25 protein-coding genes are annotated in these 25,169 nt (G+C 73.6%); 17 read left to right on the top strand and 8 right to left on the bottom strand.

What is annotated here, in order from left to right; genetic code table 11:
- Position 1 precedes the first annotated feature (1 nt).
- The 4 genes from GD632_RS11670 to metG form a co-directional block, all read right to left on the bottom strand.
- Complete coding sequence (locus GD632_RS11670) at positions 2-1,285, bottom strand: resuscitation-promoting factor (RefSeq protein ID WP_152192344.1); 1,284 nt, start codon at positions 1,283-1,285, stop codon at positions 2-4.
- 216 nt (positions 1,286-1,501) lie between these two features.
- Positions 1,502-2,560 carry an aggregation-promoting factor C-terminal-like domain-containing protein gene (locus GD632_RS11665; protein WP_152192342.1) on the bottom strand — a complete coding sequence of 353 codons (1,059 nt, stop codon included), beginning with the start codon at positions 2,558-2,560 and terminating at the stop codon, positions 1,502-1,504.
- A gap of 173 nt (positions 2,561-2,733) precedes the next feature.
- A complete protein-coding gene (locus GD632_RS11660) occupies positions 2,734-3,648 on the bottom strand; it encodes a TatD family hydrolase (RefSeq protein WP_152192340.1) in 915 nt (304 codons plus the stop codon).
- Positions 3,645-5,447 carry a methionine--tRNA ligase gene (metG, locus tag GD632_RS11655; RefSeq protein WP_152192338.1) on the bottom strand — a complete coding sequence of 601 codons (1,803 nt, stop codon included), beginning with the start codon at positions 5,445-5,447 and terminating at the stop codon, positions 3,645-3,647. Before metG ends, GD632_RS11660 begins: the two co-directional genes overlap by 4 nt.
- A gap of 338 nt (positions 5,448-5,785) precedes the next feature.
- On the opposite strand from metG, the gene GD632_RS11650 reads away from it, so the two are divergent.
- A complete protein-coding gene (locus GD632_RS11650; protein ID WP_193311457.1) occupies positions 5,786-6,142 on the top strand; it encodes a PH domain-containing protein in 357 nt (118 codons plus the stop codon).
- Between the two features lie 16 nt (positions 6,143-6,158).
- Here the strand turns inward: GD632_RS11650 and GD632_RS11645 are convergent, their stop codons facing one another.
- Positions 6,159-6,734, bottom strand: coding sequence for an isochorismatase family protein (locus GD632_RS11645; protein WP_152192334.1), 576 nt, complete (start codon positions 6,732-6,734; stop codon positions 6,159-6,161).
- Positions 6,735-6,821: 87 nt separating this feature from the next.
- Here GD632_RS11645 and GD632_RS11640 point away from each other — a divergent pair, with 87 nt between their 5' ends.
- A complete protein-coding gene (locus tag GD632_RS11640) occupies positions 6,822-7,310 on the top strand; it encodes a universal stress protein (RefSeq protein WP_152192332.1) in 489 nt (162 codons plus the stop codon).
- 95 nt (positions 7,311-7,405) lie between these two features.
- Here the strand turns inward: GD632_RS11640 and rsmI are convergent, their stop codons facing one another.
- Positions 7,406-8,326 carry a 16S rRNA (cytidine(1402)-2'-O)-methyltransferase gene (rsmI, locus tag GD632_RS11635; protein WP_152192330.1) on the bottom strand — a complete coding sequence of 307 codons (921 nt, stop codon included), beginning with the start codon at positions 8,324-8,326 and terminating at the stop codon, positions 7,406-7,408.
- Between the two features lie 42 nt (positions 8,327-8,368).
- Between rsmI and GD632_RS11630 the strand changes: the two genes are divergently transcribed.
- The 4 genes from GD632_RS11630 to GD632_RS11615 are packed head-to-tail and all read left to right on the top strand — an operon-like array spanning position 8,369 to position 12,628.
- Positions 8,369-10,204, top strand: a complete 1,836-nt coding sequence (locus GD632_RS11630) for a dolichyl-phosphate-mannose--protein mannosyltransferase (protein ID WP_152192328.1) — start codon at positions 8,369-8,371, stop codon at positions 10,202-10,204.
- A 39-nt stretch (positions 10,205-10,243) separates the two neighbouring features.
- Entirely contained in the window at positions 10,244-10,732 is a 489-nt protein-coding gene (locus GD632_RS11625; RefSeq protein ID WP_152192325.1) for an RNA polymerase sigma factor, read from the top strand.
- The gene (locus GD632_RS11620) at positions 10,729-11,316 is read left to right on the top strand and encodes a methylated-DNA--[protein]-cysteine S-methyltransferase (protein WP_152192323.1); all 588 of its coding nucleotides are present in this window, start codon (positions 10,729-10,731) and stop codon (positions 11,314-11,316) included. The genes GD632_RS11625 and GD632_RS11620 overlap by 4 nt, the downstream gene beginning before the upstream one ends.
- Positions 11,317-11,338: 22 nt before the next feature.
- Positions 11,339-12,628, top strand: a complete 1,290-nt coding sequence (locus tag GD632_RS11615) for a D-arabinono-1,4-lactone oxidase (RefSeq protein ID WP_152192321.1) — start codon at positions 11,339-11,341, stop codon at positions 12,626-12,628.
- 131 nt (positions 12,629-12,759) lie between these two features.
- On the opposite strand, the gene GD632_RS11610 is transcribed toward GD632_RS11615, so the two are convergent.
- Positions 12,760-14,121, bottom strand: coding sequence for an alpha-amylase family protein (locus GD632_RS11610; RefSeq protein WP_152192318.1), 1,362 nt, complete (start codon positions 14,119-14,121; stop codon positions 12,760-12,762).
- 107 nt (positions 14,122-14,228) lie between these two features.
- The gene (locus tag GD632_RS11605; protein WP_152192316.1) at positions 14,229-15,662 is read right to left on the bottom strand and encodes a dihydrolipoyl dehydrogenase family protein; all 1,434 of its coding nucleotides are present in this window, start codon (positions 15,660-15,662) and stop codon (positions 14,229-14,231) included.
- 180 nt (positions 15,663-15,842) lie between these two features.
- Here GD632_RS11605 and GD632_RS11600 point away from each other — a divergent pair, with 180 nt between their 5' ends.
- The 11 genes from GD632_RS11600 to GD632_RS11550 all read left to right on the top strand — a co-directional run bounded on the left by GD632_RS11600 (position 15,843) and on the right by GD632_RS11550 (position 25,152).
- The gene (locus GD632_RS11600) at positions 15,843-16,652 is read left to right on the top strand and encodes an ABC transporter ATP-binding protein (protein ID WP_152192314.1); all 810 of its coding nucleotides are present in this window, start codon (positions 15,843-15,845) and stop codon (positions 16,650-16,652) included.
- Positions 16,652-17,332 (top strand): ABC transporter permease, encoded by a 681-nt coding sequence (locus GD632_RS11595; RefSeq protein WP_152192311.1) that lies wholly within the window; start codon positions 16,652-16,654, stop codon positions 17,330-17,332. The genes GD632_RS11600 and GD632_RS11595 overlap by 1 nt, the downstream gene beginning before the upstream one ends.
- Entirely contained in the window at positions 17,329-18,027 is a 699-nt protein-coding gene (locus GD632_RS11590; RefSeq protein ID WP_152192308.1) for an ABC transporter permease, read from the top strand. The genes GD632_RS11595 and GD632_RS11590 overlap by 4 nt, the downstream gene beginning before the upstream one ends.
- Positions 18,024-18,956: an ABC transporter substrate-binding protein gene (locus GD632_RS11585; protein WP_152192306.1), complete on the top strand. Its 933-nt coding sequence runs from the start codon at positions 18,024-18,026 to the stop codon at positions 18,954-18,956. The genes GD632_RS11590 and GD632_RS11585 overlap by 4 nt, the downstream gene beginning before the upstream one ends.
- Entirely contained in the window at positions 18,953-19,468 is a 516-nt protein-coding gene (locus GD632_RS11580) for a mycothiol transferase (protein ID WP_152192304.1), read from the top strand. The genes GD632_RS11585 and GD632_RS11580 overlap by 4 nt, the downstream gene beginning before the upstream one ends.
- A 10-nt stretch (positions 19,469-19,478) precedes the next feature.
- Positions 19,479-20,066, top strand: coding sequence for a tetratricopeptide repeat protein (locus GD632_RS11575; RefSeq protein ID WP_152192301.1), 588 nt, complete (start codon positions 19,479-19,481; stop codon positions 20,064-20,066).
- Between the two features lie 61 nt (positions 20,067-20,127).
- Positions 20,128-21,153 carry a diacylglycerol/lipid kinase family protein gene (locus tag GD632_RS11570; protein ID WP_226924824.1) on the top strand — a complete coding sequence of 342 codons (1,026 nt, stop codon included), beginning with the start codon at positions 20,128-20,130 and terminating at the stop codon, positions 21,151-21,153.
- Between the two features lie 78 nt (positions 21,154-21,231).
- Positions 21,232-21,705 carry a transporter substrate-binding domain-containing protein gene (locus GD632_RS11565; RefSeq protein ID WP_152192299.1) on the top strand — a complete coding sequence of 158 codons (474 nt, stop codon included), beginning with the start codon at positions 21,232-21,234 and terminating at the stop codon, positions 21,703-21,705.
- Positions 21,702-22,715, top strand: coding sequence for a cation diffusion facilitator family transporter (locus GD632_RS11560; RefSeq protein WP_152192297.1), 1,014 nt, complete (start codon positions 21,702-21,704; stop codon positions 22,713-22,715). Before GD632_RS11565 ends, GD632_RS11560 begins: the two co-directional genes overlap by 4 nt.
- Before the next feature lie 89 nt (positions 22,716-22,804).
- Entirely contained in the window at positions 22,805-24,247 is a 1,443-nt protein-coding gene (locus tag GD632_RS11555) for a purine-cytosine permease family protein (RefSeq protein ID WP_226924823.1), read from the top strand.
- A gap of 23 nt (positions 24,248-24,270) precedes the next feature.
- Complete coding sequence (locus GD632_RS11550; protein WP_152192295.1) at positions 24,271-25,152, top strand: polysaccharide deacetylase family protein; 882 nt, start codon at positions 24,271-24,273, stop codon at positions 25,150-25,152.
- The last annotated feature ends 17 nt before the right edge of the window (positions 25,153-25,169 follow it).

Genomic DNA, 25,169 nt, shown 5'->3' with positions numbered 1-25,169 from the left:
CTCAGCGCAGGCCGAGCTTGGCCGAGCACGCCGGCCACTGGCCCCAGCCCGAGCGGGCCTGGAGCATCTGGGCGCGCTTGGTCTGCTCGGCCGGGGAGGCCTGCGAGGGCAGCCCGGAGCCGCCGACGGACTGCCAGGTCCCGACCGAGAACTGGTACAGGCCGTGGTAGAGCCCGTTGCTGCTGACGATCGAGGGGTTGCCGCCGGACTCGCACTGGGCGAGCGAGGCCCACACACCGCTGGACGGGGCGCCGCCGGAGGAGGAGCCGGAGTCCTCCGAGCTGCTCGAACCGCCACCGCTGTTGGAGCTGCCGCTGCTGGAGCTGGAGCTGGAGCTGGAGCTGGAGCTCGAGCTGCCGCCGCTCGAGCCCCGGGAGGGCGCGGCGGGCGGCGGGGCGACGGGACGCTCCTTGGTGCCGACGGCGACGACCTCCGCGACGGGCTCGACCACGGTGACGTAGTTGCTCGCCTCGGAGACGCGCTCCTCACCGTTCACCTCGACGGCGAGGCTGGCGCGCACGCGGCGCCCCTCGGCGCCCTCCTGCACGATCCGGCGCTCACCGACGTAGAGCGAGTCGTCCTCGCGCTCGGTGGTCTCGAACGGCACGGGCTGCGCGTCGGTCTCGAGCGCGTGGGTGCCGCGGCTGACGGTGACCTGGACGACGCCGTCCTCACCGGTGCCGACGACGACGCCGTCGAGCTTGCCGACCGTCACGCCCGCGAGCTCGAGGACCTCGTCGAGGTGCGCCTCGCCCGCGGGACTCACGCGCAGGGTCTCGCCGTCGGCGACGACCTCGACCGGCGCGCCGTCGACGAGCGGCATGTCGAGGGCCTCGCGGCCCCCGTCACGGGAGCGGGAGGCGGCGACGGTGATCTGCCGGCCGGCCTCGCCGAAGGACTGGATCGCCTCGCCCGTGGTCTGGGCGGTCGTCCACATGGCGCGCTGCTCACCGTCGACGTCGACCCGGATCTGCCGGGCGCTGCGGACGACGACGAGCATGCCGTCGTCCAGCGACGCGTCGAGCTCGGGGCCGACGGCGTCGTGCGCACCGACGGTGACGTCGTGCTCGTCGAGGAGGCCCTCGACGGAGCCGGCGAAGGTCGAGACGGTCTGCTCGACGCCGTCGACGTCGAGCGCGACGGTCTTGTGGGCCGAGGCGACGGCCACGCCGCCACCGGTCACGAGGGCGGCGGCACCGACCGTGGCGAGCACGGCGCGGAGGCGACGGCGCCGGGGCGCGGCGTCGGTGGAGGGGGTCTGGTCGAGCGCGTCGTGAGAGAGCACGGACTTCCTAGGGGTTGCGCGTCCCGGCACAGACGAGGCCGGTCGCCCGGGGGCGGCCTGCCCGGCACGGCTCGAGCGCCGCGGGAGGGGTCTGATCCGGCTGTGTGCGTCACCTGGGGCGACACGGGACCCGTTGAGGCCCGCAGGTGACTGTAATTCAATCGTTACGTGGCGGTCTACGTGAGGTCACTCACCACGTGCTACGCCCCTGGCGGCTCAGTACCAGCCGTGGGAGTTGCTGTGGCCGAGGGCGCCGCACGGGGTGCCGTACCGGCCGCTGATGTAGCCCAGCCCCCAGGTGATCTGGGTGGCGGGGTTGGTGCGCCAGTCGGAGCCGGCCGAGGCCATCTTCGAGCCGGGCAGCGACTGGGGGATGCCGTAGGCGCCGGAGCTCGGGTTCTGGGCGGTGTGGTTCCAGTTCGACTCGCGCTCCCACAGCACCTCGAGGCAGCTGTACTGGTCGCTCCCCCAGCCGCGCGCGGCGACCATGTCGGCGGCGATCGCCTTCGGGCTGCCGCCGGTGGGTGCCGCCGCGGCGGGCACCGAGGCGGCGGAGGAGTCACCCGAGGAGGGCGCGGCCGGCTCGGGCTCGGGCGCGGGCTCGGGCTCGGCGGTGCCGACCCTGACGACCTCGTCGACGCGCTCGGAGACGACGGCGCGGGCGACGACCTCACGGCCGGTCTCCTCACCGCCGGTCATGGTGATCCGGTAGGTCGTCGCGGTGACGCCGTCGACGCCCTCGGTGACGACCTCGCGCTCACCGCGCGGGAGGGACTCGTCCTCCTCCTCCACCGTCTCGTGCTCGTCGGTGTCGGTGACGTGCTCGTCGACGACGTCGACGGTCGTCACCTCGACGGTCATGCCGGCGGTGAGGGGCGTGGACAGCGGTGCGGACACGACGTCGTCCTGGTCGACGAGGACGCCCGCACTGGTGAGGAGCTCGGCGACCGTCGCGGCCTGCGTGGTCAGCTGCTCGGCCGCACCGTCGATGACGAGCTCGACGGCCACCCCCTCGAGCGAGGTCCGGGCCTCGAAGCGGGAGGCGGCGAGGCCGGCGACGGCCCGGTCGATCGAGACGGCCTCGGCGGAGGCGCTCGCCGTGACGGCCGCGCCCGGCGCGGAGGCGTCCGGGGCGGTGGTGCCGGCGAAGGCGACGGTGCCACCGGCGATGACGGCGAGGACAGCGGCGTGCAGACCGCGCCGGGCGACGGTGCGGACGTGGTTCGCGGGCGCTGCCACCTCGCGGTGGCGCGCGCGCCTGACGGCATCTGACACAGCAGGGTCCTGTCTGGAGGGAGGGCACCCGGCTCGTCGTGACGCCGGGTGGTGACTGACCTGCGGTAGACCGTAACCGATTCGTGACCTGATGGGAAAGGCAACCGGATCCGCATGCTGGTGCAGAAAGATACCCCTGTGACTGGTGTGACTGGAGTGACGAAAGAGGTCGTCTACCAGGTGCCGTAGACCGCCTCGGTGTTCGCCGTGAGCCGGTGGCACAACCCGCTGAGCTCGGTGCCGGTCTCCTCGGCCAGGCGCCGCACCGTGAGCGGCAGGACGTACGGCGCGTTGGGGCGGCCCCGGTGGGGCGCCGGGGTGAGGTAGGGCGCGTCCGTCTCGACGAGCAGCAGCTCGAGGGGGACCTCACGCACGGCGGCGCGCAGCGTGTCGTTCGCCTTGAAGGTCACCGGCCCGGCGACCGACACGTACCAGCCGTGCTCGGCGCAGGCGCGGGCCAGCCCGACGTCCCCGGAGAAGCAGTGGAAGACCGTCCGCTCGGGTGCGCCGTCGGCGAGGAGGATCTCGACGACGTCCTCGTGCGCCTCGCGGTCGTGGATCTGCAGCGCCAGCCCGAGCTCCTTGGCGAGGGCGATGTGCGCACGGAAGGCGGCCCGCTGCACCTGCCGGGCCTGCTCACCGCCGCGGAAGAAGTCGAGGCCTGTCTCCCCGATCGCCCGGACCCGCTCGTGGCGGGCGAGCTCGGCGACCCGGGCGACGGCGTCGTCCAGCGACGTCTCGTGCCGTGGCGCGACGGCCGGGTCCAGCCCGTCCGCGGCCACCTCGCGCACGCCCGCGTGGAGCGGCGCCTCGTTGGGGTGGATGGCGAGCGCGGCGACGACCGGCGGGTGCTGCTCGGCGAGCGCGACGCTGCCGGCCAGGGTGTCGAGGTCACAGCCCACCTGGACCATCCGGGTGACGCCCACGGACGCCGCCCGCTCGAGCTGCTCCGGCAGGCTCAGCGGGTCCGCGCCGTCCCGCACGCCCGGGTCCTCGTCGGCCCCCACGGGGAGGTGGGTGTGGTTGTCGACGACGGCGGCGGGCAGCGCCTCGGGCAGCGACGGCCAGCCACGCTCGCGCGGGCTCACGAGGCGTCGACGCCGAGGCGGGCGAGCTCCTCCTCGACGACGGACTCGTCGAGCTTGGTGAAGACCGGGACCGGCTTGGCCACGGGCTCCCCCACGCGGACCGGGCGCCGGCCCCAGGACGGCACGCCGGTGTAGTCACCGGTGATGACGGGGTAGGCCGCTCCGCCGTCGAGGTCCTCGACCTCCTCCACCCGCGGGAGCGGGGCGACGTCGCCGGTGCCGCCGATGACGGCGTCGACGGTGTTGGCGCTGTGCGGGAGGAAGGGGCTGAGCATGACGTTGAGGTCGCTGACCGCCTGCGCGGCGACGTGGAGGATGGTGGCCCGGCGCTCGTGCTGGGACTCGTCCTTGAGCTTGTACGGCTCCATGTCGGTGATGTACTTGTTCGCCTCGCCGACCAGGCGCATGACCTCGGAGATCGCGGCACGCTGGCGGTGGCGCGAGATGAGGTCCCCGACGGTGGCGAAGCCGGCCTCGACCTGGTCGAGGAGGGTGCGGTCCGCGTCGGTGAGCTCACCGGCGGGCGGCACCTGGCCGATGTTCTTGTGGATCATCGAGGCCGTGCGGTTGACGAGGTTGCCCCAGCCGGCGACGAGCTCGCCGTTGGTGCGGCGCACGAACTCCGCCCAGGTGAAGTCGGAGTCCTGGTTCTCCGGGCCGGCGACGGAGATGAAGTAGCGCAGCGCGTCGGGCTGGTAGCGCTCGAGGACGTCGCGCACGAAGATGACGACGCCGCGCGAGGAGGAGAACTTCTTGCCCTCCATCGTGAGGAACTCGCTCGAGACGACCTCGGTGGGCAGGTTGAGGACGCCGTACTCGCCGGGCTTGCCCCCGCGCTCGCCCTCGCCGTTGTGCGCGAGGAGCTCGGCGGGCCAGATCTGGGAGTGGAAGACGATGTTGTCCTTGCCCATGAAGTAGTAGGACAGGGCCTCGGGGTCGTTCCACCAGCGGCGCCAGGCGTCGGGGTCGCCGGTGCGGCGGGCCCACTCGATCGAGGCGGACAGGTAGCCGATGACGGCGTCGAACCACACGTACAGCCGCTTGGTCGGCTGGTCGCGCCACCCGTCCAGCGGCACCGGGATGCCCCAGTCGATGTCACGGGTCATCGCGCGCGGGCGGATCTCGGCGAGGATGTTCTTGGAGAAGCGGATGACGTTGGGCCGCCACGTGCCCGAGGCCTCGCGCCCGTCGAGCCACTCGCCCAGCGCCTCGGCCAGCGCGGGCAGGTCGAGGAAGAAGTGCTGGGTCTGGACGAACTGCGGGGTCTCACCGTTGATCCGCGACCGCGGGTCGATGAGGTCGGTGGGGTCGAGCTGGTTGCCGCAGCTGTCGCACTGGTCCCCGCGCGCGCCGGTGTAGCCGCAGATCGGGCAGGTGCCCTCGATGTAGCGGTCGGGCAGGGTGCGGCCGGTGGACGGGGAGATGGCGCTCTGGGTGGTCTGCTCGACCATGTAGCCGTTCTCGTGGACGGCGCGGAACATCTCCTGGACGACGGCGTAGTGGTTGCGCGTCGTCGTGCGCGTGAACAGGTCGTAGGACAGGCCGAGCGCGACGAGGTCCTCGACGATGAGGCGGTTGTTGCGGTCGGCGAGCTCCCGGGCGGAGACGCCCGCGGCGTCGGCCGCGACGAGGATCGGGGTGCCGTGCTCGTCGGTGCCGGAGACCATGAGGACGTCGTGGCCCGCCATGCGCATGTAGCGGGAGAAGACGTCGGAAGGAACGCCGAAGCCGGCCACGTGCCCGATGTGGCGCGGGCCGGAGGCGTAGGGCCAGGCCACCGCCGAGAGGATGCTCGTCATGGGGCCAGCCTAGTTGCCCCTGAGACGCACCCACCCGACCCGACCCCACCTCCCGCCGACAGCCGACTTCCCGCCCACAGCCGACTTCCCGCCGACAGCCGACTTCCCGCCCACAGCCGACTTCCCGCCCACAGCCGACTTCCCGCCCACAGCCGACTTCTCGCCGACAGTGGACTTCCCGCCGACAGTCGACTTCCCGCCGACAGTCGACTTTCCGACCGGCATCTGGCTCGCGGTCGACAGCGCGGTGCACGACGATCGTCGCGTCAGGGCTGACGAGGGAGGTCACGGTGGGCCGGCGGGTGGAGTGGCGGGTGTGGAGCCCTGGACAACGCCGGGTGCAGCGGACCGGCCTGCTCGTCCTGCTGCCGCTCGTGGTGTGGACCCTGACGTTCGACGACGTCGACGGCGTCATGCGCGTCGCCCAGGCCCTCCTCGTCGCCGTCACCGTGGCCCAGGTCGTCAACGGGCGGGCGGGCACGGTCGCCGACGATGACGGCATCGAGGTGTGCGGTGGGGTGAGGACGAGGCGTGTCCCGTGGACGACCGTCGAGGAGGTCCGCGCAGTGTGGAGTCAGTGGGAGGACCCCAAGGTCGAGATCCGCCTGACCGACGGTTCCGTGCGGACGCTGCCCTGCGTGAGCACCGACGACGTGCCACAGCTCGAGGAGCTGCAGGCTCGCGCCCGGGAGTGACGGAGTGGTGGTCGGCTCAGCGGGAGGGCGTGATCTCCACGCCGGCCTCACGCATCTCGGCCCGGGCGAGCTCGCCCTGCTCGGGGGTCACAGGAGCGGTGAGGTCGCTGAGCACCCGCGCGGACATGCCCGCCCGCACGGCGTCCAGCGCCGTCTCCTTGACGCAGTGCGACTCGGCGAGCCCGACGACGTCGACCGCCGTGACGCCGTCGAGCAGCTGCGCGAGCGTGCGCCCCTCGCCGTCGGTGCCCTCGAAGCCGGAGTAGGCGGCCGCGTACTGCCCCTTCCTCACCGACGCGTCGGGGGCGAGGTCCGCGAGCGCAGGGTGCAGCTCGGCCTCCGCCGTCCCCGCCACGCCGTGCGGCGGCCACGTGTCCACGTAGTCCGGCTCCTCGGGCGGGGTGGCGAAGTGGCGGCCGGGGTCGATGTGCCAGTCCTGGGTGGTGACCACCAGCGCGTAGTGGTCGCGGTGGGCAGCGGCGTACTCGGCGATGGCCTGGGCGACGGCGTTGCCTCCCGCCACCGGCAGTGCGCCGCCCTCGCAGAAGGTGGGCTGGACGTCGACGACGAGCAGTGCACGACGCTCGGACATGGGGGCTCCTCACACGCGGCGGACGGTCCCATCGTTCCACGCGTCGATCCCCGTGTCCGCCGCGGCGAGCGGTCGTAGAGTTGGGTCATGGCCGACGACGACGCGCGCCACAGCTGGACCATGGCCGGCATCCACACCGCCGTGAAGCTCGACGGCGGGGTGCTCGTGGGTGACGACGGCTCGGCCTGCGCCGGGCAGGCACTGAAGTACGCGGCCGCCGAGGCGGCGCGTCGCGGCACCGACCTCCACGCGGTGCGCGCGTGGAGCATCCCGACGGCGGTGCGACCTCGTGATGCTCCCTTCGGGACGACGCCCTCGATCGTCGAGATGCAGGACGCGACGCTCGTCGAGACACGGCGCCGCGCGGAGGTCGCGGCCGCGGAGCACCCGGGCGTCACCGTGCACGCGCACACGGCGTTCGGGAGGGCCGGCCGAGTCCTGCTGTCGGCGGCGGCCGGCGCGGACGTCCTCGTCGTCGGCTCCAAGGGGCGCTCCAAGATCGCGGACATGCTGGTCGGCTCGACGGCCGCGGCGTGCATCCGCGAGGCGAAGATCCCCGTCGTCGTCGTGCGCTGACCGAGCGGCGACAACCCGACCCTCGGCGACAACTCCGCTCCTCGGCGACAACCCGACCCTCGGCGACAACTCGGCTCTCGGCGACAACTCGGCTGTCAGCGGGACTGGAGGGCGGCCTCGTAGAGGTCGCGCTTGCTCAGGCCCGTCTCGGCGGCGACGGCGGCGGCCGCGTCCTTGAGCCGCTCGCCCCCGGCAGCCCGGGCGACGACCTCGGCCACGTGGTCCTCCAGCCGCGCCTCCCGCGGGGCGGCGCCGGCGACGACGACCGTCACCTCACCGCGCACGCCGTCGGCCGCCCACTCGGCGAGCTCCGACAGCGTCCCGCGCCGCACCTCCTCGAAGGTCTTGGTCAGCTCGCGGCACACCGCGGCGCGGCGCTCGGCACCGAAGGCCCGCGCCATCGCCGCGAGCGTCTCCCCGACGCGGTGCGGGGAGTCGAAGAGCACCATCGTGCGCTGCTCGCCGGCGAGCGCCCCGAACACCCGGTCACGCTCCCCCGGGCGGCGCGGGGCGAAACCCTCGAAGCTGAAGCGGTCGGTCGCCAGCCCGGAGACCGCGAGCGCCGTGAGGACGGCACTGGGGCCGGGCAGCACGCTCACCGGCACCTCCGCCGCGACGGCGGCGTCGACCAGCCGGTAGCCCGGGTCGGACACCGAGGGCATGCCGGCGTCGGACACGACGAGCACCCGTCGCCCGGCACGCGCCTCCTCCACCAGGCGCGGGGCCCGCTCGCGCTCGTTGTGCTCGTGGAAGCTGAGCATCTCACCGGCCACCCACACGCCCAGGCGTCTGGCCAGGGCGAGCATGCGACGCGTGTCCTCGGCGGCCACGACGTCCGCCTCGCGCAGCGCCCGCACCAGCCGCGGCGGCGCGTCCCCGGCGTCACCGATCGGGGTCGCGGCGAGGACGATCTGCCCACCCTCCCCGCGCCACGGCGAGCCGCCGACGGCGGAGGTCGCGTCGTCGGCGTCCGTCACGGCGTCGTCGTTCTCGTGCCCCTCGACCGGCTCACTCATCCGTCCAGTGTGGCCCACCGGTGACGACCTACACTCACCACCGTGACAGCGCCGCAGGACGACACCGACCGCCCGGGCCCGGTCGCCACCGCGGAGGCGGCGCCCGAGCGGACGGACCACCGCAGCGCGGCGGAGATCGAGACCGACCTCGCCTCGCGGCTGCTGCGCCCCGGCCCCACCGACCGGCTGTGGGGCTGGCTGGGTCCCCTCCTCGTCACAGCGCTCGCCGCGGTCCTGCGCCTCGTCGACCTCAACCACCCGACCCGGCTCATGTTCGACGAGACGTACTACGTCAAGCAGGCCTACTCCCTGCTCACCCTCGGCTACGAGGGTGAGTGGGACGGGGAGAACGACGAGGTCAACGCGCGTTTCCGGGACGGGGACTTCTCCGACCTCACGGCGGACCCGGACTACGTCGTCCACCCCCAGATCGGCAAGTGGCTCATCGCGGTCGGGCTGCGCCTCTTCGGTGCGGACAACGGCGCGGGCTGGCGCTTCTCCGCCGCGATCGCCGGCGCCCTCACCGTGCTCGTCCTCGCGCGTCTCACCCGCCGCCTCACCGGCTCCACGCTCCTCGGCTGCGCCGCCGGCCTGCTCCTCGCCGTCGACGGGCTCCACCTCACCGGTTCGCGCATCGGGCTGCTCGACGTCTTCCTCGGCGTCTTCGTCGTCGCCGCGCTCGCCGCCGTCCTCCTCGACCGCGAGCAGTCGCGCCGGCGGCTGGCCCACGCCGCCGCCGCGGACCTCGCCGCGCGCGGTGACGGGCGCCTGTCCGACCCGTGGGGACCACGCACCGGCGTGCGCTGGTGGCTCGTCCTCGCCGGGGTGCTGCTCGGGCTCGGCGGCGGGGTCAAGTGGTCGGCGATCTACGCGCTCGCCGTCTTCGGGATCCTCGTCGTCGTGTGGGACCTGTGCGCCCGCCGCGCCGTGGGGGCACGGCTGTGGGTCGGCGCGGGGGTCTTCCGCGGCGGCGTGCCCGCCTTCCTCGCGCTCGTCCCGGTCGCCCTGCTCACCTACGTCGCCGGGTGGGCCTCGTGGTTCGCCAACCCGGGGGCCTACCTGCGCACCTGGGCGGCGGACCAGGTCGCCGAGACGGGGACCGTCGCGCGGTCGTGGCTGCCGGACGCGCTCAACTCCCTGTGGGAGTACCACCTGCGCGCCTGGGACTTCCACAACGGCCTCGACTCCGAGCACTCCTACGAGGCCCACCCCGCCGGCTGGCTCCTCCAGCTGCGGCCGACGTCCTTCTACTGGGAGAGCCCCGCGCCCGGCGACTGCGGCGCCGACCGCTGCGTCCAGGCGATCTCCTCGGTCGGCAACCCGGTCGTGTGGTGGCTCGGCCTCCTCGCGCTCGTCGCGATCCTGTGGATGGCCGTCGCACGCCGCGACTGGCGCGCCTGGGTGGTCCTCGCCGGCTACGCGGCCGTCTACCTGCCGTGGCTCGCCTACTCCCACCGCACGATCTTCACCTTCTACGCCATCGCGCTGGCGCCCTACGTCGCGCTCGCCGTCGTCGTCGCGGTCGCGTGGGTGGGCGGCCTGCTCCCGCCCCTGCACGGCCCCGCCCGCCGGCCCGGTGAGGTCCCCGACCAGGACGAGGACGACGACGGCGCCCCTGTGGCCGCGCCCCTCACCGACGACTCGTGGCTGTCCCGCCCCGCCACGGCGCCCGCGCCGGCGGCCACCGCGGGCACCGCCGTCGTCGACGACGACGCCCCCGAGCCCGCCGCCCGCGGCACCCGGCTGGGGCACGTGCTCCTCGGGGTCGTGTGCGTCGCGGCGGTCGCCGCCCTCGTGTGGTTCTGGCCGGTGTGGACCGGCCAGACCCTCCCGTACGACCTGTGGCGCGCCCGCATGTGGCTCGGTTCCTGGATCTGATCTCACGTTCCGTCCGTCCGCAGCGTCTACGGGGTGATGATGACCAACCCGCCCTTCGAGCAGGTCGTGGCCCGCCACGGCGCGACGGTGCTGCGCGTGTGCCGCGCCGTCGTCGGCCCCGACGACGCCGACGACGCGTGGTCCGAGACGTTCCTCGCCGCGCTGCGCGCCTACCCCGACCTGGGGGCGGGCGCGAACGTGGAGGCGTGGCTCGTGACGATCGCCCACCGCAAGGCCCTCGACCAGCTCCGCGCCCGGGCCCGGCGGCCCGTGCCCGTCCCCTCCCTGCCGGAGCGACCCGTGGCGGGCGGTGAGCCGGGCGAGGCGGCCGAGGTGTGGACCGCCGTCGCCGCACTGCCCGAGCGGCAGCGCCTGGCGGTGGCCTACCACCACCTCGCCGGCCTGCCCTACGCCGAGGTCGCCACGATCGTCGGCGGCACCACCGACGCCGCCCGGCGCGCCGCGGCCGACGGCATGAGCACCCTGCGCCGCCGCTACGGCGCCCCCACCCGAGGAGACCGCCGATGACCGCCCTGTTCCCGCCCGCCGAGCCCGCCGACCTCGAGCGGCTGCACGCCCGTCTGGCCGACGACGCCGCCCGCGAGGGGGTCCTCGACGTCGCCTACCGCACGGTCGACTCCCCCGTCGGTCCGCTGCTGCTCGCCGCCACCCCGCGCGGCCTGGTCCGCGTCGCCTTCGGTGTCGAGGACCACGACCAGGTCGTGGCCGACCTCGCCCAGCGGGTGGGCCCGCGCATCCTGCACGCCCCCGCACTCCTCGACGAGGCCGCCCGGCAGCTGGAGGAGTACTTCGCCCGCACCCGGACCCGGTTCGAGCTCGACGTCGACCTCGCGCTCTCCCGCGGCTTCCGCCGCGCGGTCCTCGAGCACCTCCGCACCATCGGCTACGGGCACACCGAGAGCTACACCGAGGTCGCCGGCCACGTCGGCAACCCGCGGGCGGTGCGCGCCGTCGGCTCGGCCTGCGCGACGAACCCGCTGCCGATCGTCGTGCCCTGCCACCGGGTGCTGCGCAGCGACGGCGGGGTGGGCGGCTACCTCGGCGGGCTGGCCGCCAAGGAGCTCCTCCTGGGGCTCGAGCGCGCGGCCTGACCACGCCGTGGGAGGCTCAGGCGTGGCCACGAACATCAACTGGGCAGGCAACCACGTCTACGCGGGCACCCTGGTGCGCCCCGGCTCCGTGGAGGAGGCGGCCGACGCCGTCGCGGGCGCCGTGCACGTGCGGGCGCTGGGCACCCGGCACACCTTCAACGACCTCGCCGACTCCGACGGGCTCCTCGTCAGCCTCGAGCGGCTCGCCTACCGCCACCCGCGGCTGCTCACCGAGGGCGAGAGCAGCGGGTCCGAGCCGGAGCTCGACCCGCTGACCGGCCGGGTGCGGGTCGCCGCTGCGACCCGGTACGCGGACCTCGCGCTCTTCCTCGAGGAGCGCGGGCGCACGCTGCGCAACTTCGCCTCCCTGCCGCACATCGGGGTGGCGGGTGCGGTGGCGACGGCGACGCACGGCTCGGGCGTGGACAACCAGGTGCTCGCGGCCGACGTGACCGGCCTCGAGCTCGTCGCGGCCGACGGCTCCCTGCGTACCCTGGACCGTGACGTCGACGGCGACACCTTCGACGCCGCGACCGTGTCCCTCGGGGCGCTCGGGCTGGTCCACGGGGTGACGCTGGAGACGGTCCCGGCCTTCGAGGTGGCCCAGACGGTCTACGGGCCGGTCCCCTTCGGCGGGCTCGCCGACGCCTTCGACGACGTGAGCGGCCTCGGCTACTCCGTCAGCTGCTTCACCACACTCCGGACGGAGGAGTTCGAGACCGTGTGGGTCAAGCGGACGACGGCGCAGGGTCCGGCGCCGTCGGACGTGCTCGGTGCACCCGCGCTCACCGGCGAGGCACACCCCATCCCGGGCATCGATCCCGGCAACGCGACCGCTCAGCAGGGTGTCCCCGGCCCGGCGAGCGACCGGCTGCCGCACTTCCGCGCCGACCAGCTGCCCAGCGCCGGCGCGGAGATCCAGTGCGAGTACCTCGTGCCGCGGCACAGCGCGCGGCTGGCGCTGCGGGCGCTCGCCGGCCTCGCCGAGCCGCTGGCCGGGCTCGTGCAGGTGTGCGAGGTCCGTTCGATCGGGGCGGACAGCGCGTGGATGAGCCCGATGTACGCCCAGCCCTGCGTGGCGGTCCACTTCACCCTCGTCCGGGACACCGGGCGGGTGGGCGCCGTGCTGCCGCTCGTCGACGAGGCGCTCGGGGCGCTGGGCGGGCGACCGCACTGGGGCAAGCAGTTCCGCGCCGACCCCGAGCGGGTGCGCTCGCTCTACCCACGCCGCGAGGACTTCCTCGACGTCGTCCGCCGGCACGACCCGCAGCGCAAGTTCTCCAACGCCTTCGTCCGCACCTGGATCGGCTGAGCCGCCCTCACGCGTCTGGTGCGCACGTCCGGCACTCCCGGGAGCGCCCGCACGTGCGTCGAGGCGACCGGGAGTGCGTCCCAGACGAGGGGGCCGGTGGCGAGCCGGGGGGGCGGGAGCCCGGGGGCGCTCTACTCGGTGGCCACCACGGCCCAGCCGTGCGGGGGCAGGACGACGGTGCGGCCGCCGTCGGCGAGCTCCCCCGGGCCGGCGAGCACGGTGGCGGGACCGTCCCCCGCGGCCGGGACGCCGGCGGGCAGGCCCCAGCGCACGCCGTCGTCCTCGGTGCTGAGGAGGACGACGAGCGCCTCCTCCCCGCCGCGGACGGCGTAGACCAGGAGCGGGTCGGACACGTGGAGCACCTCGAGGTCGGCGCGGTGCAGCCACGGGTGGCGGCGGCGCAGGCCGATGAGCTCCTGGTGGCGCTCGTACACCGGGCGGCCGAGCGGGCTCAGCTCCGCGGGCGAGCTGGGGAAGGGAGGACGCACCGCGTCGTCGCCGCCGGCGCGGTCCTCCTTGACGCCGGTGAAGCCGTGCTCGTCACCGGCGTAGACCGACGGGGTGCCGGGGACGGTGAACAGGACCGCGAGGGCGTGGTCGAGGTGGCGCGGGTCGGTGAGCCGGCTGGCGATCCGGGTGACGTCGTGGTTGCCGACGAAGGTCTGCGGGACGAAGGCGCGGGCGAACTCGGCGTGGCGGCGCAGCGCGTGCTCCAGCTCCCAGGCGTTGCCGTCGTTGAGGGAGCTCCACACCGCCTTCCACAGCTCGTACTGGGTGACGGCGTCCATCCCGGACTCCGCGACGATCCCCGCGTAGTCGCCGTGGATGACCTCCCCGACGACGTAGGCCTGCGGGTGGCGCTCGCGCACCCGGGACAGGACCGGCCGCCAGAACGACGGCGGGACGGCGTAGGCGGCGTCCAGGCGCCACCCGTCGGCGCCGCGGTCGAGCCAGTACGTCATCACCCGCTCGACGTACGCCGCGACGGCGGGCTCGGCGTGGTTGAGCGCGACGAGGGCGGAGTGGCCCTCGAAGTCCTCGTGGGTGGGGGTGCCGCCGCCGTCCGGCGCGTCGGGGTCGGGCCAGTGGAGGTGGAACCAGCGCGCGGCCGGGGAGGCGGGGCCCTCCGCGAGCGCCCGCTGGAACGTCGGGAAGTCCTGGCCGACGTGGTTGAAGACGCCGTCGAGGACCACGCGCAGTCCGCGCGCGTGGGCGGCGTCGAACAGCGCGACGAGGTCCGCCTCGTCACCCAGCCGTGGGTCGACCCGCAGGTGGTCGGTGGTGTCGTAGCCGTGGGTGAGGGCGTCGAAGACCGGCCCGAGGAGGATCCCCGAGGCGCCGAGCTCGACGGCGTGGTCGAGCCACGGCCCGAGGTCGGGCAGCCGGTGGGAGACCTCCCCCACGTGCTCCGCGCGCGTCGCCTCGGCGCCCAGGAAGCCCAGGGGGTACAGGTGCCACAGCACCGCGTGCTCCACCCAGTCCGGCTCTGCCACCGCTCACCACTCCCTCATCCGTGTTCGCTCCGATCTTGCCCACAGGGCCGCACGTCCCGCACGGCCGCACCCCCCGTTGCGCCGAGACAGGGGCGGGGCGGGCTGGGTCAGCTCGCCCGGGGGCGGCCGTAGGACTCGAGGAGGCGGAGCCAGACCTCGCTCATCGTCGGGAAGGCCGGCACCGCGTGCCAGAGCCTGTCCAGCGGCACCTCACCGGCGACGGCGATGGCCGCCGAGTGGAGCAGCTCGGCGACGTCCGCCCCGACGAAGGTCATCCCGACGATGACCCGCCGCTCCTCGTCCACGACCATCCGCACCCGGCCGGTGTAGCCGTCGGCGTGGATCGCCGCGCCGGAGACCGCGCCGAGGTCGTGGTCGACGACCCGCACGTCCAGCCCGGCGTCCTTCGCCGCGGCCGCCGTCATCCCCACCGAGGCCACCTGCGGGTCGGCGAAGACGACCTGGGTGCGGGCGAGGTGGTCGGCGGTGGCGGCGTGCACGCCCCAGGCGCTGTCGTCGACCCGCTGCCCCTGCGCCCGGGCCGCGATGACGTCGCCGGCGGCGCGGGCCTGGTACTTGCCCTGGTGGGTGACGGGGCTGCGGTGGTTGGCGTCCCCGACGGCGTAGAGCCACTCGACCGGCTCGCCGTCGCCGTCGAGCACGCGCAGCGTCTCGTCCACCGGCAGCCACCCGCCCTCGAGGCCGACGGACTCGAGGCCGAGGTCGGGCTGCGGCTCGCGCCCGGTGGCGACGAGGATTCTCGCGACGCGCAGGGTGGTGCCGTCGTCGCACTCGACCGCACGGTCGGCGCCGACCACGCGGACGGACGTGGCCGAGACGCCGCGGCGCACGTCCACGCCGCGCTCCTCGAGCGCGGCACGGACCATCTCCCCGGCGAAGGGCTCGTAGCCGGAGAGCAGCTCGCTGCGCACGAGCATCGTCACGCGGGCACCGAGGTCGGCGAAGCCGCCGGCGAGCTCGGAGGCCACGACGCCCCCACCGATGACGAGCAGGCTCTCGGGCACCTCGGTCGCCTCGAGCGCCTCGCGGTTGGTCCACGGCTGCGCGTCCCGGAGGCCGGGGATGTCGGGCACGACGGGCCGCGACCCGGTGCACACGGCGACGGCGTGACGTGCGCTGAGCACCTGCTCCCCGCCGTCGGGCGTCGTCACGGTCACCTGCCGCCGCCCGCTCACCCGTCCGTGGCCGCGGACGAGGTCGATGCCGGCGGACTCGAGCCACTCCAGCTGCCCGGCGTCGTCCCAGCCGCTGGTGAAGGAGCTGCGGCGGGCGAGCACCGCGGCCACGTCCAGGTCGCCGGTCACGGCCTGCCGCGCGCCGTCGACGTGCGACGCCGCCCGCCGCGCCTCCCCCGGCCGCAGCAGCGCCTTGGACGGGATGCACGCCCAGTACGAGCACTCCCCGCCCACCAGCCGGTCCTCGACGACGACGGCGGTGAGCCCGCCCTGGACGGCACGGTCGGCGACGTTCTCCCCGACCGGCCCGGCTCCGATGACGACGACGTCGTAGGTCTCGGACATCTCCGTACCCCTCTCGACAGGCCCTGTGGCGTCCCGCGACCCTACGCCCCGCCTGCTGGCCACGGCCAGAGGGCGGCCGCAGCGGTCGACCCGAGCACCCACACCCGGTCCGGCCCGGCACGACGGCCTCCCGCCGCCTACGCTCGGACCCATGTCGCCCGCACCCGACCGAGGAGCCTCATGATCGAGTTCCGCTCGGTGACCAAGCGTTTCGGGGACACGGCGGCCGTCTCCGACCTCGACCTCGTCATCCCCGCCCACCGCACGACGGTCCTCGTCGGCTCCTCCGGCTCGGGCAAGACGACCGTCCTGCGGATGATCAACCGGATGGTCGACCCCACCTCCGGGACCGTCGAGATCGACGGCACCGACGTCCGCGAGCGCGACCCCGTCCAGCTGCGCCGGGGCATCGGCTACGTCATGCAGAGCGCGGGCCTGCTCCCCCACCGCCGGGTCCTCGACAACGTCACCACCGTGCTGCGCCTCAACAAGGTGGCGAAGGCGGAGGCGCGCGAGCGGGGGCTGGAGCTCATGGGCACCGTGGGACTGGACCGCACCCTCGCCGACCGGTACCCGCGCCAGCTGTCCGGTGGGCAGCAGCAGCGCGTGGGGGTGGCCCGGGCGCTGGCCACCGACCCCAACATCCTCCTCATGGACGAACCCTTCGGGGCGGTCGACCCCATCGTGCGCAGCGAGCTCCAGGACGAGCTGCTGCGCCTGCAGCGCGAGCTCGCCAAGACGGTCGTCTTCGTCACCCACGACGTCGAGGAGGCCTTCCGGCTCGGGGACCGGGTCGTCATCCTCGAGCAGGGCGGCCAGATCGCCCAGCAGGGCACCCCCGCGGAGATCCTCGCGAGCCCTGCCTCCGACTTCGTCGCGAGCTTCATCGGCGCGGACCGCGGCCGACGGCGGCTGACCGTCGTCGAGCAGGACGGGCGGCGCCTCGCCGTCGACGCCGACGGCCGGCCCGCCGGGGTGCTGGACCACTGATGGACTGGTTCCTCGCCAACACCGGGCTCGTCGCCGAGCTCACCGTCCGTCACGCCCGCCTCTGCGTCATCCCCATCGTCCTCGGCCTCGTGCTCGCGCTGCCCCCCGGCGTCCTCGCGTGGCGCAGGCGGCGGATCCGCGGACCCCTCCTCGCGGGGGTCGGACTGCTCTACACAATCCCGTCCCTGGCCCTGTTCGTCCTCATCCCGCCGCTCGTGGGGATCAGCTTCCTGTCCGAGCTCAACGTCGTCATCGCCCTGACGATCTACGCCGTCGCGCTCATGACGCGCACCGTCACCGAGGCGCTCGACGCCGTCGACCCGGCCGTCCGGTCCTCGGCGACGGCGCTGGGCTACTCCGCGTGGGGGCGGTTCTGGGCGGTCGAGCTGCCGCTCGCCGCGCCGGTGCTCCTCGCCGGGCTGCGGGTGGTCGCGGTGAGCACCGTGAGCCTGGCGACGGTCGGCGTGCTCGTCGGCATCCGCAGCCTCGGCTACCTCTTCATGGACGGTCTCCAGCGCGGCATCGTCGCGGAGATCGTCACCGGGATCGCCGCGACCGTCCTCGTCGCCCTCGTCCTCGACGTCCTCCTCGTCCTGCTCGGACGGCTGCTGCTCCCGTGGCACCGACGCCCGCCGCGGGCGGGGCGCCGCATCCAGCTGACGGCGGCGAGCGCCGGATGAGGCTCTTCGCCGACGCCTGGGCCTGGCTCACGGCCCCCGAGCAGTGGACCGGGACGACCGTGCTCGACCGCGCCGGGGAGCACCTGCTCTACACGCTCCTCGCGCTCGTCGTCTCCGCGGCCGTCGCGATCCCGCTGGGCTACGCCGTCGGCCACACGGGGCGCGGTCGGCAGCTCGCCGTCGCACTGGCCGGCGCCGGCCGCGCCCTGCCCTCCCTCGGCCTGCTCACCGTCCTCACCCTTCTCGTCGGCGTCGGTGACGCGGCCCTCGCCGCGACCGCCGTGTTCGTCGTCCTCGCCGTCCCCTCCGTCCTCGCCGGCACCTACGCGGGCGTGGAGAACGTCGACGGCGCCGTCACGGACTGCGCCCGCGCCATGGGCATGACGCCGTGGCAGGTCCTCACGCGGGTCGAGGCCCCGCTCGGGCTGCCGCTCCTCGTCGGCGGGCTGCGCAGCGCCGCCCTGCAGGTCGTCGCGACGGCGGTGCTCGCCGCCTACGTCGGGCTCGGCGGCCTGGGCGTCTACGTCCAGCGCGGGATCGCCCTGCGCCGCTACGACGAGATGCTCGGGGGCGCCATCGCCATCGTCGCGCTCGCCGTCGTCGTCGACGCCGTCTTCGCGGTGCTCGCGCGACTCGCGGTGCGCGCAGCGGGCGAACAGGGCAGGCTCACCCTGTCGACGGAAGGACACCGATGAAGACCACCCGCGCACTCGCCGCCCTCGCCGCAGCAGCCACGCTCACCCTGGCCGCCTGCGGCTCCGACGACCCGCTCGCCGAACCGTCCGGTGAGGCGACGACGACGGACGGCGGCGGCGGCGCCGTCGTCGTCGGCTCGCAGGCCTACTACTCCAACGAGATCGTCGCCGAGATCTACGCCCAGGTGCTCGAGGACGCCGGCCTCGACGTCACGCGCCAGTTCCAGATCGGCCAGCGCGACGTCTACCTGCAGGCGATGGAGGGCGGGGAGGTCCACCTGCTGCCTGAGTACACCGGCAACCTCCTCCAGTTCTACGTGCCCGACACCGAGGCACGCAGCTCCGAGGACGTCGCCGCCGAGCTCCCCGACGCCCTCCCCGAGGGGCTGACGGTCCTCGACCACGCCGAGGCCCAGGACGCCGACTCCTACAACGTCGCCGCGGAGTTCTCCGCCGAGAACGGCATCACCAGCCTCGCGGACCTCGCCGGGTACGACGGTGAGATCGTCATCGGCGGCAACGCCGAGCTCGAGAGCCGGCCCTACGGCCCCGAGGGGCTGCGGGAGTTCTACGGCGTGGACGTCGAGTTCCTCGCCATCGGCGACAGCGGCGGCCCGCTGACCAAGGACGCCATCCGCGACGGCACCATCACGATGGGTGACATCTACACCGCCGACCCGGACCTCGCCTCGGGCGACTTCGTCACGCTCGAGGACCCGGAGAGCATGATCCTCGCGCAGAACGTCGTCCCGCTCGTGGCGACCGACCGCGCCGAGGAGCTGGCCCCCGTGCTCGACCCGGTGAGCGCCGCCCTCACCACGGAGGCGCTCATCGCGCTCAACGCGCGCAGCGTCGGGGAGCAGCTCGACTCCGCGACCATCGCCACCGACTGGCTCACCGAACAGGGCCTGGTGGGCGGGACGCCGTGAGCGCCGCCACCGACCTGCTCCTCGACGCGTACTCCCGGGTCCGGAACTCCGTCCATCGCGCCGGGGAAGGCCTGACGGCCGAGGACCTCGCGGTGCGGCTCGACCCGGACGCCAACTCGATCGGGTGGCTGCTGTGGCACCTCACCCGGGTGCAGGACGACCACGTGGCCGACGTCGCGGGCCGCGAGGAGCTGTGGACGGCCGAGGGCTGGGATGGGCGCTTCGACCTGCCCGTCAGCGGGATCGGGTACGGCCACAGCTCGGCCGAGGTGGGCGCGGTGGGCGGCTTCGGGCCCGAGCTCGTCCTCGCGTACCACGACGCCGTCCACGAGCGCACGCTCGAGTTCCTCCGCGGGCTGCGGGACGAGGACCTCGACCGGGTGGTCGACGAGAGCTGGGACCCGCCCGTCACCCTCGGGGTCCGGCTCGTCAGCGTCGTCGACGACTGCCTCGAGCACGCCGGTCAGGCCGCCTTCGTCCGCGGCGTGCTCGAGCGGCGGACCGGCTCCTAGACTCGGGCGTATGCGCTCACCGATCACCGAGGACGCCGTCGACGAGCTCGAGTTCTCCACGCCCGACCACCGGCGGGTTGCCGAGCAGCTCATCGAGTGGGGAAACCAGCCCCACCCCCGCGACGAGCTCTCCCCCCGCGAGCTGCTGACCGCGGCCGGGGAGCAGCTCGAGCTCGCCGGGGACCCGGAGGCCGCCGAGGTCGTCTACCGCCGGGCGGCCCAGGCCGAGGGGTTCAGCGAGCTCGACCCCCGGTCCCACCTCATGGCCCTCCTCCTCGAGCGCGGGGACACCGCGGAGGCCCTCGTGCTGGACACCCAGCTGCGCCGGAGCCGGCCGTCGGACGCCGCGACCTACGAGTACATGGCCGACGTGTGGGCCGACCACGGCGACGACCGCCGCGCCCTGGGCTGGGTGACGCGCGGCATCCTCGTCCACGAGGAGGGGCCGGGCTTCTCCGACACCGACTTCGCGATGCTGTGCCTCATGCGCTGGCGGATTCGCGAGCGGGAGGGGCAGGAGCCCGACAGCTACGACCTCGTGGGGATCGGGATGGACGAGCGGCTCGACCGCAGCCAGGAGGCGCACCGGCCGCACTGACGCGGGCGCCCGGCGGTCCTGCCCCCGGGCGCCGGCACCGCTCAGCACACATACTGACGACGTGACCCGCGCCCTGGACGACCTGCCGCTCGACCCGACCCGCAGTCGCGCGCCCAGCGACAGCCCCGAGCCCGCCGACCGCCAACGCGTCAAGCACGGCGGGCCGCTGTCCACAGCGGTCGTCGTCAACCCGGCGCGGGTCGAGAACCTCGACGAGCTGCGCACCTCCATCGAGACGGCACTGGCAGAGGCGGGCTGGCCGGCCCCGCAGTGGTTGGAGACGACGCCGGAGGACCCGGGGGCTGGACAGGCGCGCCAGGCGGTCGACGAGGGCGCCGAGGTCGTCTTCGTCAGCGGTGGGGACGGGACCGTTCGCTCGTGCATCGAGGGCCTCGCCGGCACGGAGGCCGCGCTCGCGGTGCTCCCCGCCGGCACGGGCAACCTGCTGGCGGCCAACCTGGGCCTGCCCGACGAGCCCACCGAGGGTGTCCGACTCGCCGTCGACCGCGGCCGTCACCTCCTCGACCTCGGCGAGGTCGAGGGCCAGCTCTTCGCCGTCATGGCCGGCATGGGTTTCGACGCGAAGCTGCTCGACGACGCCTCGACCTCGCTCAAGGCCCGCATCGGCTCACCCGCCTACGTCCTCTCCGCGCTCAAGCACCTGCGCGACCGTCCGATGCGCGTCGAGATCCGCATCGACGACGACCCGCCCCTCCGACGGCGCGCCCGCACCGTCATCATCGGCAACGTCGGCCGCCTGCAGGGCGGCGTCCGGCTCCTCGCGGACGCCGAGCCCGACAGCGGCCAGCTCGACGTCGCGATCCTCAGCCCCCGTCACCTCTCCGACTGGGTGGCCCTCACCTGGGACGTCCTGCGCCGACGCGACCGCGTGCGCCGGATGGAGGTGTTCCGGGGCTCACGCATCACGGTCACCAGCGACCGGGAGCAACCCTGCGAGCTCGACGGTGACGTCATCGAACCGCGGCGTACCCTCACGGCCACCGTGCGGCCAGGTGCGCTGTGGCTGTGCGTCTACCAGCCCGACCGCAGCCCGGACCTCGCGGAGGGCTCCCCCAAGACGCGGTAGCGCCACGCCCAGCACCCCGCCGCACGGGTCTCCCCGCGCTCGGTTGCGGTCGGCACGTTCTGGGGTTGACTGGCGCTCGTGAGGAGAGTGATCATCCCGGGCCTGGCACTGCTGGTGGCCCTGACCGCCTGCTCGGCCACCATCCCCACCGACCCGGACGGCACCCTGGACCGCGTGAGCGGTGGCGTCCTGCGGGTGGGAGTCTCCCCCAGCCCGCCGTGGACCGACCTGCCCGACGGGCCGGACGGTGAGCCAGCCGGGACCGAGGTGGAGCTGGTCGAGGAGTTCGCGGGCACGATCGACGCGGAGGTGCAGTGGGCGGCGGGCGGCGAGGAGGAGCTCATCGGCCTGCTCGAGCGCGGTGAGCTCGACCTCGTCATCGGCGGTCTCACCGCGAGGTCCCCGTGGGCGGAGAAGGCCGCGCTGACCTACCGCTACACCGAGACCACCGGACCCGACGGCGCGAAGGAGCTCCACGTCATGGCCGCGCCGATGGGCGAGAACGCCTTCCTCGTCGAGCTCGAGGGCTTCCTGCTCGAGGCGGACCTGTGAGGACCACGTTCGGGCACACCGAGCTCCCGGAGGAGCAGGAGGCCCACCTGCGCCGCGCGGTCCGGCTGGCGTGGCTGACGATCGCCTTCCTCGTCACCGCTGTCACGCTCGTCCACCTGGCGATGGGCAGCTCGCAGGCGATGAAGGCGGCGTGGGCGGAGGACCTCCTCTCCTTCATCCCGCCGATCGCCTTCCTCGTGGCGGTCCACCGCACCCGCAAGCCGCCCACGCCCGAGCACCCCTACGGCTACCACCGGGCGGTGGGCATCGGCCACCTCGTCGCGGCGACCGCGCTGATCGCCATGGGCGCCTTTCTCGTCTTCGACTCCGCCTCCGGCCTGGTCAAGGCCGAGCACCCACCGGTCGGCCTCATCGAGATCGGCGGGTACGTCGTGTGGTCGGGCTGGCTGATGATCGCCGTCCTCGCCTACACCGCCGTGCCGCCGGTCCTCCTCGGCCGGGCGAAGATGCCGCTCGCCAGGAGCCTGCACGACCGCGTCCTGTACGCAGACGCGGACATGAACAAGGCCGACTGGATGACGGCGGCCGGCGCGATCGTCGGCATCATCGGCATCGGTCTGGGCCTGTGGTGGGCCGACGCCGTCGCCGCCCTGTTCATCTCCGGCAGCATCCTGTACGACGGCGTCAGCAACATGCGGGTGGCGATCAGCGCCCTCATGGACGCGCGGGCAGAGACCTACGACGGCCACGACCCGCACCCGCTCGTGGGGCGGATCGACCAGCGCCTGCGCGAGGTGCCGTGGGTGGCGGCGGCACGCTCCCGCGTACGGGACCAGGGCCACGTGTTCCACGTCGAGTCCTTTGTCGTGCCGGTCGAGGGCCACTCCCCGACGCTCGCGGAGCTCACCGAGGCACGGGACGCCGTCGTCACGCTCGACTGGAAGATCGATGACATGGTCCTCGCCCCCGTCGAGGAGCTGCCGAAGCGGATGCTGCCGTCCGTGGCGGCGGAGGGTGCCGAGTCCGGCAACCACGACACCTCGCGCTGACGGACGACGGGCACACCTGTCGCCGCGAGGGAGTACTCTCCGCGATTGCCACGTAGTGACGTGGGCTTTGCTTAACTTTGGAGGATGCGTTGAGTAAGTCAGCTGTGGCGCCCGAGGAGCTCGGGTACGACCACGAGGAGTACATGCTCGAGCCGGTGCCGCCGACCGCCCGCCGCGGCACCTTCGGTCTCGCGATGATCTGGGTCGGTTTCGGTTTCGTCGTCACCGGCCTCGTCGTCGGTGGCCAGCTCGCCGGGCAGGGCGGCGCCCCGGGCATGCCGTTCGGTCTGGCGATGTCGACCATCGCGACCGGTGAGCTCATCCTCTTCGCGCTCACCGTGCTGCTTGGCATCCCCGCGATGCGCACCGGCTTCAACCTCGCCCTGCTCTCGCGCTTCTCCTACGGGAGCAAGGGCTTCGCCGTGCCGATGGTCGTCATGGCACTCCTCACCCTCGGCTGGTTCGCCTCGATCCTCGGCATGATCGCCGACATCTGGGGCGGTCTGCTCGGCAACCCGAGCGGGATCACCGTCATCGACCCCGCGTCCTGGGGCCGCCCCGACGTCGCGCCGGTGAGCCTCGAGGTCGTCCTCAGCTGCCTCGCCTTCGGCGCGCTGTTCACGTGGACCGCCTACCGCGGCATCGCCGCGATCGAGAAGGTCGCGATCCCCGTCGCCCCCTTCGTCCTCGTCGTCTCCCTCGGCGTCGGCGCCGGGATGCTCGCGGACAACGGCGGGTGGGGTGCGATGGTCGAGTCGGCCTCGTCCCAGTCCGGGCTCGGTTTCGGCTCCGGTGTGACGATCGTCGTCGGGGCGTGGATCGCCGGCGCGATCATGGGCGCCGACATCATGCGCTACGCGAAGAACGTCGGCGCCGTGCTCATCGGCGCCGGCGCCTGCTTCATCCTCACCAACCCCGTCCTCAACGTCGTCGGCTACGTCGGCGCCGTCTCGACCGGTGACTCGAACTTCGTCAACTGGATGTACGACCGCGGCATCCTCCTCGCGATCATCGGTGTCCTCGTGTGGACGACGTCCCTGTGGACGACGAACAACTCCGAGCTGTACTCCAACTCGCTGTACACCGGCCCGGCGCTCAACGCCTTCGGGGTGCGGGTCAAGCGGACGAAGATCGTCCTCGTCGTCGGCGTGCTCGGCACGGTCCTCGGCTCGCTCGCCTTCTACCAGCTCTTCTTCGTCGACTTCATCACCGTGCTCGGCGCCGCGTTCGTCCCGCTCGTCGGGCCGATCCTCGCCGACTACTACCTCCTGCGCCGCCACGAGTTCACCGCCGAGTCCTACCGCCGCCAGCCCGCGCTGCGGTGGCCCGGCATCATCTCCTTCGTCGCCGGGGCGACCCTCGGGCTCCTGTTCCAGTACGCCTGGCCGCTGCCCTTCGGCTTCTCCTCCGGCATCGCGGCGCTCCTCATCACCGTGGTCCTCCACATCGTGCTCCACTACGCGCTCCGCGGCCGGACCTCCGGCCCCGTGGAGGACGTGACGGGCGAGCCCGTGAGCACCCCCGCACGCTGACCGATCGACGAGAGGACTCACCCATGGCCAAGGACATCAAGGTCTGCATCGGCGTCCATGTCGACGCCGTCGCCGGCTGGCTCGGCTCCTACGGCGGGCAGGACTCGCCCAACGACATCCAGCGCGGCATGTTCGCCGGCGAGGTGGGCGTGCCCCGACTGCGCCGGATGCTCCAGCAGCGGGAGCTGCCCGCCACCTGGTTCGTCCCCGGACACTCGGTCGAGACGTTCCCGAGGGAGATCGGCGACGTCGCCGCGGCCGGGTTCGAGATCGGCTGCCACGGGTACAGCCACGAGAACCCGGTGGCGATGACCGCGCAGCAGGAGGCGGACGTCCTCGGGCGGTCGGTCGAGCTCGTCAAGGACCTCACCGGCAGCGCCCCGCGGGGCTACGTGGCGCCCTGGTGGGAGATGAGCGAGCGCACGGCTCAGCTCCTGCTCGACAACGGGTTCTCGTACGACAACTCCCAGAGCTACGACGACTTCAGCCCGTACTACGCGCGGGTCGGTGACACCTGGACGCACGTCGACTACTCCCGGGACGCCGCCGAGTGGATGAAGCCGCTCGTGCGCGGGCGTGAGGTCGACCTCGTGGAGATCTCGGCGAACTGGTACGTCGACGACCTGCCGCCGATGATGTTCGTCAAGGCGAGTGCCAACTCCCACGGGTTCGTCGCCCCGCAGGTCGTCGAGCAGCTGTGGAAGGACCAGTTCGACTGGGTCTACCGGGAGATGGACTACGGGGTCTTCCCCTTCACGATCCACCCCGACGTGTCCGGACGGCCGCAGGTGCTGCTCATGCTCGAGCGCATCTTCGACTACATCTCCGGCCACGGCGGCGTGGAGTGGCTGACCTTCGACGAGGTGGCCACCGACTTCCGTCGCCGGGTGCCGTTCTCCGGCTGACCCGCACCTCACGGCCG

The organism is Georgenia satyanarayanai (assembly GCF_009193135.1).
GTDB classification, from domain to species: Bacteria; Actinomycetota; Actinomycetes; order Actinomycetales; family Actinomycetaceae; genus Oceanitalea; species Oceanitalea satyanarayanai.
Note: the sequence above shows the minus strand (reverse complement) of the source record. Positions and strands in the feature narration are given on the sequence as shown.